We start from the raw sequence: 8888 nt of genomic DNA on the forward strand, positions 1-8888 counted from the left end.
GGCCACGAACGTATGATCGAATGGCTCGTTATTCTTTTTACGGGAATCCGTCAGGATAAATCCTGTGCCCACAAAATCAAATGAAAGTTCTTTGGTGTTATCCCAATCCAGCTCCAGTTTTTCCTTAGGATACATATTCGGAAAGCTCTCTTCAAATCTAACAGCTTTGGGAGCCTGGACAGGTATCGTAACGTGTGTGGAAGTAACACTTCCACCCTGTTTTTTTATGTTTTCGAGCGCGTGTTTTAAACCAACCTCATATACTCCGTTCAGAGAAAGCGAGGTGTAAGCAAATTTTATATTCTCAGCCTCTTTGAGGCCCATCTTCCAATGTGGAGGTATCTTGTTATAGCCAAGGATGGTCCCTAATATCCCTCCGGCGGACGAAGGATTGCAATCAGCATCCTGTCCTGCCCGCGTTGCAATATCTAGGGTTTTGGTGTAATCTCCGTCCCCGTATAATAATCCAAGGACAACATATGCGGCATTAATGGTCGCATCTATATTAAAAGCATTATACACACCAACCGGACAAGTTAGATCATCAGACCATTTCTTCTGAAGCTCCAGCCATGTTTGATGCCAGTCGTTAGGATATTTCTTATGCCAGCGGATCACATCAGCCATGCATTTATAGAACTTGCTTTGCTGAGGTATGGTTTGTAAACCTTCATTAACCACAAAATGGACATTATCTGAGGTAAATGCCAGGGAATACATTGCTCCCATATAAACACCGCCGTACCAGCCATCTCCATAGTTCATAATATGCCCTATTTTGTCACTGATCTCAGAGGCCGTATTGGGCATGGCCGGACTCATCAGGCCCGCGTAATCCGCTTCAATCTGATAGTCAATGTCATCAGCATGAGGATTGTTACGCCAGTGTCCCGACTCTGGAGCTTTCATCCCATGCAATATATTATAGCGTGCAGCCTGATTGGCGTGCCAGAGCTTATACCCCGCATTTGCAAATCCGTTTGCAAAGGAATCGACTGGTGCATCGAGGCCCAACCGTTCAAACACCTCAACAAAAGTGAGGTCCATATAAAGATCGTCGTATAAACCAGGAATTTCCGTCATGGTCTTTTTTAAGTATCCATCGTACCATACAAGGGGCTGGTACTCCTGGATAAACGTCCCATTAAACTTGAATTCGTAGGGTCCTCCATAAGTTACGCCGATCGTTTGGCCGGCCCAGCCTCCTTTTATTTTATCCCGTAACTTATCAATTGACAGTGTAATAGATGCTGGCTTAACAAACGAATTATTTTCAGTTTCAGAAGGTGTATAACTGCACAGACAAAGTACTGCTATGCTATAGAGAATATATTTTTTCATACGGTGGTTATAATGGATTGTTTATTTGTCAGACATTGCTTGTGATAGTTTAAGATTGCCGGGAGGAAATCCGAACTTACTTCTCGATCACAGCCTCAACATCCGCTAACGAATCTGTTTCACTCCGAAATGGCGCTGATGATTGTGCCCCCAGCCTGGTGACGGATATTGCTGCGGCCCGGCAAGCAAAAATAGTTGCCTCTACAATGCTTTTGTTTTCGGCCAGGGCGACCACCAATGCACCGTTAAAAACGTCTCCTGCAGCGGTTGTATCGACTGCCTCGACCTTTACTGCATTGATATGGGTAAATTCGCCCTTATCCAACACCAGGGCACCTTTGGGACCAAGAGTCAGGATAACCGTTTCTACCCCTTTATTCTTAATTATTTGAGCAGCCTCCTTGGCATCATCGATGTTGTTAACGGTCATACCTGAAATCATTTCGGCCTCTTTCTTATTTGGTGTGATGACCGAAACATTGCGTAAGAGCTCATCTGACAGTTCGCAGGCTGGAGCCGGATTCAACACCACCTTCACCCCCTTTGCCGCCGCGGTCGAAGCCACGTATTCTACAGTATTTAAAGGGATTTCAAGCTGCATCAGTACAATCATCGACCCTTCAATGGCTTCCTTTGCCTTATGGATATCAGCGGGGCTCAATGTAGCGTTAGCTCCCGATGCTACTACAATACAGTTCTCTGCATCTTTGTCAACGGTAATTAAGGCCACACCGGAAGGATTTTTAGGATCAGATAGCAAGTAAGATGTCTTAATACCCTCGTCTTCAAACAATTGCACCGACTGCCGCCCAAATATGTCATTGCCGGTCTTACAGATGAAAGTGATGTTGCCTCCCAGCCTTGCCGCAGCAACTGCCTGGTTAGCGCCCTTGCCTCCGGGATTCATGAAAAACACTCCGCCCAAAATTGTTTCTCCGGCGCCCGGCAGGTGTTCTGCCTTGATTACCATATCTGTATTTGAACTTCCGACAATTACAATTGCTGGCTTAGCTTCCATAATTAACTTCCTTTGCTTTAGCATGTAAAAATATATTTACGTTATAATGAAGTGATACCAGTTCACACAAGAAATAGATAATCCTAAATATAATTATTAACCGAATTTATTATATTTAATTATCGGAAAACTTCAAAAAGTTTTTTCGAATCTAAGCAAATCGGATAACCCTAACTTAAATGGCAAAAACAAATACTCTAATATTGTTAATTGCCGCTCTATCCAAAGGCGAAAAACGATATTTCAAACTCTATACCTCTCTGCAGAAGGGACAAAAGGATTATTTAGTCCTCTACGATTTGTTGCAGAAAAGTACGGACGAGGATGAGACCCGGGCTAGTTTCGCCAAAAAAAAACCGGATGCGTCCTACGAGACGACAAGTAAATATTTGTATAAAGTTCTTACAGATTGTATGCTTCACTTAAGGACCGATCAGGATAAAAGCTCGAGGCTGGTTTCGGCCGTTTTGAAGGCCAACATAATGTTTGAGAAATCCCTATATGAAGAAGGATTTAAACAGCTTCAAAAAGTCCAGGCCTCTGCTGAGCAATATGAACAATATATCATTCAGTTGTGGGCCGCAAGGCTGGAATTATATTATCTGTGTAACCTGAATTTTCATACGATCACGGAATCGGAGCTAATACAGAAGCAAATGAAGATACAAGAGATCCTGAAATATGCACGTAATATCCACCAGCATACCTCTTTGTATGAATTACTCCGTCACCGGTTGTTATATAAAGGCAGTGTGCGGACACAAAAACAAAAGGAAGAGCTGAACGACCTCGTAGTGAGTGAGCTCAACATCATTTCCAATCCCCTGGCAGAGACGTTTGAAAGTTATAAAACTCATTTGTTATTTCAGGCTCACTATTTTATCACCGTAAATGATTACCGGTCAGCTCTGAAAACCTTTTATGAACTGGATGAATTGTTTGAAGAAAATAACTATCTGTGGATAGATTCCCCGGTCGATTATCTTTCTACGATCGAGGGTATACTGGACAGCCTGCAAACGATCGGGCGGTATGATGAGATGCATTATTTTCTGGAAAAATTACAGCGTCTTGAAAATCAGTCTGCATACATTGGTGTAATGATTCAGCGCGTGATATTTATTTATAAAGTAGCAAGACATTTAGACAGAGGTGAAACGGAAGAAACTGAACTGTTAAAAAAGGAGTTCGAAGAGAAGCTTTTCAAAAAGATCCATTTGCTCGACCTAAGCAAGCAAGCTGAAGTATATCTCTATACGGCTTTGATTTATATAGGGAGCAACAATATCTCAAAGGCACATTACTATTTGAACCGGATTCTATTGGAAAGCAAACTCTACTACGCCCTCCCTGTCTACCGGACGTTTCGTCTCATACATTTACTGGTGCACAACGAGCTTGGCAACCATGATTACATAGAGTATGAGACAAGATCGATAAAACGCAGCCTGAGCACCAGTCAGACCAAAACATACTTGCTGGAGAAGATCATTTTAAAATTCATACAGCAATCCGCTTCATCCTCCGGAAGTCGGGGAAAGCTTGCCTTGTGGAAAAAATTCAAAACGGCCTTTGAAGATATCAAGTCAGATAAATATGAGATCCAGATCCTTAAAATATTTGATTTCAGCTCCTGGATCGAGGCTAAGCTCTGCAAAAAATCATTCTCAGTTCTGCTCAAAGAAAAGTACAAGATAACAACACTGGAGCCCATTGAGGCTGGTAATTAGAAAACATTCATATTCCCGGTATTAGAATGTCGTCCCAAAAAATGTGATACTGTTGAGCCGCTATTGTGCGGTCTCAAAATATGTTCGCGGCCCGGATGTCCTGGAACCGGCCTGGTAATAAGGTATAAGGGTTATGTCTGAATCCTGGATTTTAAAAACAAGGGATCTGCCATCCTGCATAACAGGTATTGAAATTCGTTTCAATATTTTCCCTGGTTGATCTACGCCAGGTTTGAAATTACTGAAAGGTTCCACAGATGGCTTTTCTGAAATCTTTTGGGCTAAAGCAACCGGTCCGTAAGAAAATGCCACCCATTTTTTCCCCTTTTCTCCCTCCTGAACATGCATTTGGAGTTTGTAATCCATATCGATAGAAAGCTGATCACCTTTGGCCAAGCGGCTGCTGACCTGATAATACCCCCTGACGTTTAATGTTGTATTTATTTTTTTTCCGTTCAGACTAACCTGCTTTAACGTACTTCCATCTGGCAATCTGAATTCAACCGGGAAGGTTTTTGCCAGACCCATTTCAAAAAGAATTTTCGCCGAAGAGCTGAAAGGGAAATTGCTTTCAATTTTCAGCTTTCCGCCTCCAAACTGGCCGGATAAGGCAATAGTTGACGGGGTAAAATTGTTTATTGACAGAACATTTCCATTTCGCCCAACCAAATGGTCTGAGAACATTTCTAATCCTCTGGGCCCGCTGGAGGCACAGCAATGCATAATCGGAACATATGGAGGCGATGTTTCATTTGGCTTAGTATAGTAACACCAATCTATTCCATCCGAATGCTGCCCGCCCATAAAATGATTGAACAGTGTCTTTTCCGCTTCTGCGAAATACTTCGCCAAACCGGTGAGCTCCAACAAATGCAGATTTAATTGTATCCAGGTAACTGTAACGCAGTTTTCAACAACTATCTCGCCGGGATTGAAGGCCTCGGTATGCGCAAAGCATTCTTTATTGCCATTGTATCCCATTTTTCTGGTCCACGGTCCTCCCGTACTCAGAACGTGACTTTTCTGGATCTGCTGCCACCCACTCAACACTGTTTGCAGGTACTTTTCATTACCCGTATTTTGATACAATCGGAGGTAGCCCAATAGGTTTGCCATCAGCTGATAGGCCTTGCCATCCCCGGGCTCAACCACACTTTCGTTCTTAAGCATTGCACCCATTAAGTTCAAACCGGCGTTGCTTTCACTTCTGGCGACGATCTCCTCGGCGAAGTCGAGATATTTTTTATCCTTTGTTCTTTCAAAAAGCATTACGATCGATTCCAGCAGTGTAGTTGCGGAAATTCCTTTCCGGGTGCCGTATTTTGTAATATCCGCCTTTCCTTTACCATAAACGCTGATTAACAGATCCGCTTCTCTTTTACAGGCATCCACGATCTTTACGCTTGGATTATATTTTTCATAAGCAAGTAAACCGTAGAGATTATACCGGTCTGTCCATACATCCCATCCCACTGAATCGGCGGGTGTGTTGTAAAAGCGCTGTTCCAGCTTATAGGTGCCCATATATCCATTGGGTAACTGTGTGGCGAGCAAGCGGGCCACGGTTGCATCTAACAGCTTTTTCAGCTTCGGATCCCGCGTGCTTTCATAGGCAAGAGTCGCTGCATGGATCCATTTTCCTGCATGTTCTCCCTGCCAGAGATGTTCCCCCGGACGATTCTCAAAACCTTTAAGTAAGAAATCTGAAGTTCCTACAAACCATAGGCGTTTATCGCGCCAGAGATCAACTCTTTCACCCAGAAATCCACTTTCATCGAGTGTTTCAAGAGCCTGCCACTTATTTTTTATTTCTTTCTTTTCCTGGCGGGCAGAAGGTATCTGGCCAACCGAAAACTGGCTGATTAAAAATGTCCCTAAAAACGGTGCATACAAAAATAGTTTATTCATCATTCAGGGTCTATGTGATTTAAATACTGTCGACGGAATATACTCCGGGTTAGGGGTCATTTCCCGGGCAGACACGGACTTCTTCCATGCATGCAGCAGATTCCTGAGTTCCCGAACCTTTCCCGGCTCTGACTTTGCCAGGTCGTGCTGTTCCCCTATATCTTTTTTCAGATTAAACAGCTGCACGGTATTGCCTTCATAATATTCCAGCAATTTATAATCTCCGCTTCTTATAGCACCACCGGGGCTTTGCTGACCATGATTGCTGTAATGCGGGAAGTGCCAGTACAACGCCTTTCTGCGAATGGTACTTTCACCCTTAAGCAGCGGAACGAGGCTCGCCCCATCGACATGCTGCTCAGGTTTCTGAGGTAAACCAAGCATTTCTAATATGGTGGGGTAAAAATCGGTGCCGATTACAGGAACGTTACTGACTGCACCATGCTGACCGAATTGCGGCCATTTCACAATCAAAGGCACACGAATACCGCCTTCATAGAACCATCCTTTGGCACCTCTCAGTGGAAGGTTGGAGGTTGAGAATTTCGAATCGAGACTCCCTGCAGAAACTACGTTCGTTGGTTTCCCCATATTTGCCGCTGCCATCCCACCGTTATCAGAAACGAAGATCACAATGGTTTTTTCGTCAAGGTTGAGCTCTTTCAGTTTCGCCAGGACATGCCCCATGCTTTCATCGACACTTTCTACCATTGCTGCAAATTCCACGTTATCCTGGTGTTGCTTGATCTTAACGGTCCTATTGGGTAAATTACCAAAACCTTCATAGCCTTCCTGACTGAGGAACTTATTCAACTGCTCCCTTGTAAAGGGTTCAGGAGTATCAGGATTGCCTTCCAGGATGAAACGTTCGCCGCCTGGGCGCTTGATCCGGCTTAATTTTTCAGTATATTTTTTTACCAGATCGGGTCGCCCCTGAATTGGGTCATGCACAGCAAAATGAGAGAGGTAAAGAAAAAAGGGAGCATCTTTATTTTTCTCTATATAGCGGATGGCTTCACTTGTCAGGCGGTCTGTAAGATATTCTCCTTCCGCCCCCCCCTCCAAACCGGCCATGTCGTATGGAGCAAAAAAACCTTTATTAGGCCAACCCTTGTTCCAATCCGTAAGGAGCCTTTCTTTAAATCCATGTTTCAGAGGCGAGGATTCTTCTTCACCCAGATGCCACTTTCCAAAAATCGCCGTTTGGTATCCATTCTCTACCAGTACTTCTGGCAGGGTATTCTCCTTAAAGGGCAGATGCTGATTGATAACCACATTCTTCAGCTTCTGGAAGGGGAAATCCTGACGTCCCGTAAGCCAGTCAGTAAGATTAAGGCGTGCGGGGTACTTTCCTGTCATGATACTAGCCCTGCTTGGGGAACATACGTGACAGGTTGAATATGCCTGTGTAAAACGAACTCCTTCCTTTGCAAACCGGTCAATATTGGGAGTTTCATAAAAGCTGCTGCCGTTTACACCAATATCACTCCATCCCAAATCATCTACCAGGAAAAAAATAACATTCATCTTCTCTCTTTGCCCGGCCGCGGATTGTGAGTTCCGGGGAAGAACTGCCTTCTTAAAAGCTGTTTGCCCAAAGGCGCTTATACTCAATCCAAATATTAGAAAGGATAAGACCAATTTTACCATGTTCATATTTTCACTGTTAGTATGTAGTATCGGCCATCCTAATTATCCCGCTAAAATTCTATTAGGGATGATATTCAAAAGCTCCCCGATCAGGCAAAGCTCCATATGGGATCGGATATCCTACATGATCAAATAAATATCCCAAATCACGCCCGGTATTCTTAGCGGGGCTGGTAGACAAAATACTGAAATCTGTTGCATTTAGACCTGCAATATTTACAAACTTAGCATCGCCATACGTAGGTTCAACACCAGGTCCTTCCCCACCCATAACCAGGTTTCCCACAGCATAATAATGGTTATTCTTAATAAAGCTTCCGGGAGCGCCGCCTCCGACGACGTTAAAAACTTTAACATCATATTTTGTCATAATAATATTATTTCGAAATGAATTCCCCGTCGCAGTACCTTTAAGGAGAAAAACTCCAAGTTCATTAGCATTAATTTTACGTCGTAAAATGGTGTTGTTATCAACACTACAATTTTTTGCAAACCTTAGCTTAACGAAAGCCTGATAATCATCACTCACATTAAACTTTATTTTCCAGTCTTTATATAGCGGATTCGCGACAACATCATCGAATACTGTTTCCAGAAAACCACAGTTACCCCGGGTAAAGTTATGTGTAAGGGTAATATTATACTTATTATAGCGTCCATCATCAATCTCAAACGCACCGCCGCCAACACCGTTATAAAAATGTGTCGGATCGGGATCTGTCACCATCATATTTATAATTGTATTATTACTAACTGTCTGAAAATCCGCTCCGATCCAAATACCAAGAGGACCCCAGTTCCAGGTAGGGTCGCCTTTTAATGCCCGGTTACAGTCATGGATATAATTATAGGAAATCAAGGCATATTTTCCATTACTTCTGATTCCGGCTACACAGTCGAAAAACTCATTGTTTCTAACCGTACAATTATCAGAGCCGCGGGATATGTGAACCGCACCCATTTCCCACACAATCCAACCGCCGTCTGATGTATATGACCCATTTACAAAAGCTTTGGTATTATGGAAGTAAAGATTTTCGACGATTACATAATCACCGTTTATTCTTATACAGTTGCCGAAATTATCCTGAGCAAATACAGGATTCGTGAATTTTGGTGCCGGATCCGCAGCATTTCCATAATCCGTAATCGTAATTTCACTGCCTGCAATCCCGGAATAATTAACAAAGAATGGTATCGTAAAGCTCGAACCTCTTTTGAATCGTACTATGTCTCCCGGG

Annotated in this window: 6 protein-coding genes; 1 reads left to right on the forward strand and 5 read right to left on the reverse strand. The window is 43.2% G+C overall.

The features are described from left to right. Together WKF69_RS13715 and rbsK are read right to left on the reverse strand one after the other, a co-directional pair. Positions 1-1341 (reverse strand): ADP-ribosylglycohydrolase family protein (locus WKF69_RS13715; RefSeq protein ID WP_340382641.1); only part of this gene is annotated, 1341 nt, incomplete at its 3' end. Between the two features lie 76 nt (positions 1342-1417). Beyond that, entirely contained in the window at positions 1418-2359 is a 942-nt protein-coding gene (gene rbsK, locus WKF69_RS13720; protein WP_340382642.1) for a ribokinase, read from the reverse strand. 179 nt (positions 2360-2538) lie between these two features. Between rbsK and WKF69_RS13725 the strand changes: the two genes are divergently transcribed. Beyond that, positions 2539-4089, forward strand: a complete 1551-nt coding sequence (locus tag WKF69_RS13725) for a hypothetical protein (protein ID WP_340382643.1) — start codon at positions 2539-2541, stop codon at positions 4087-4089. A 60-nt stretch (positions 4090-4149) separates the two neighbouring features. On the opposite strand, the gene WKF69_RS13730 is transcribed toward WKF69_RS13725, so the two are convergent. From WKF69_RS13730 to WKF69_RS13740, 3 genes are all read right to left on the reverse strand, one after another. Continuing rightward, complete coding sequence (locus WKF69_RS13730) at positions 4150-6000, reverse strand: beta-L-arabinofuranosidase domain-containing protein (protein WP_340382644.1); 1851 nt, start codon at positions 5998-6000, stop codon at positions 4150-4152. Beyond that, positions 6001-7647 carry a sulfatase gene (locus WKF69_RS13735; protein ID WP_340382645.1) on the reverse strand — a complete coding sequence of 549 codons (1647 nt, stop codon included), beginning with the start codon at positions 7645-7647 and terminating at the stop codon, positions 6001-6003. 61 nt (positions 7648-7708) lie between these two features. Further along, a partial coding sequence (locus WKF69_RS13740) for a hypothetical protein (RefSeq protein WP_340382646.1) occupies positions 7709-8888 on the reverse strand: 1180 nt, incomplete at its 5' end.

It is taken from the genome of Daejeonella sp. (assembly GCF_037719425.1).
Taxonomy (GTDB): domain Bacteria; phylum Bacteroidota; class Bacteroidia; order Sphingobacteriales; family Sphingobacteriaceae; genus Daejeonella.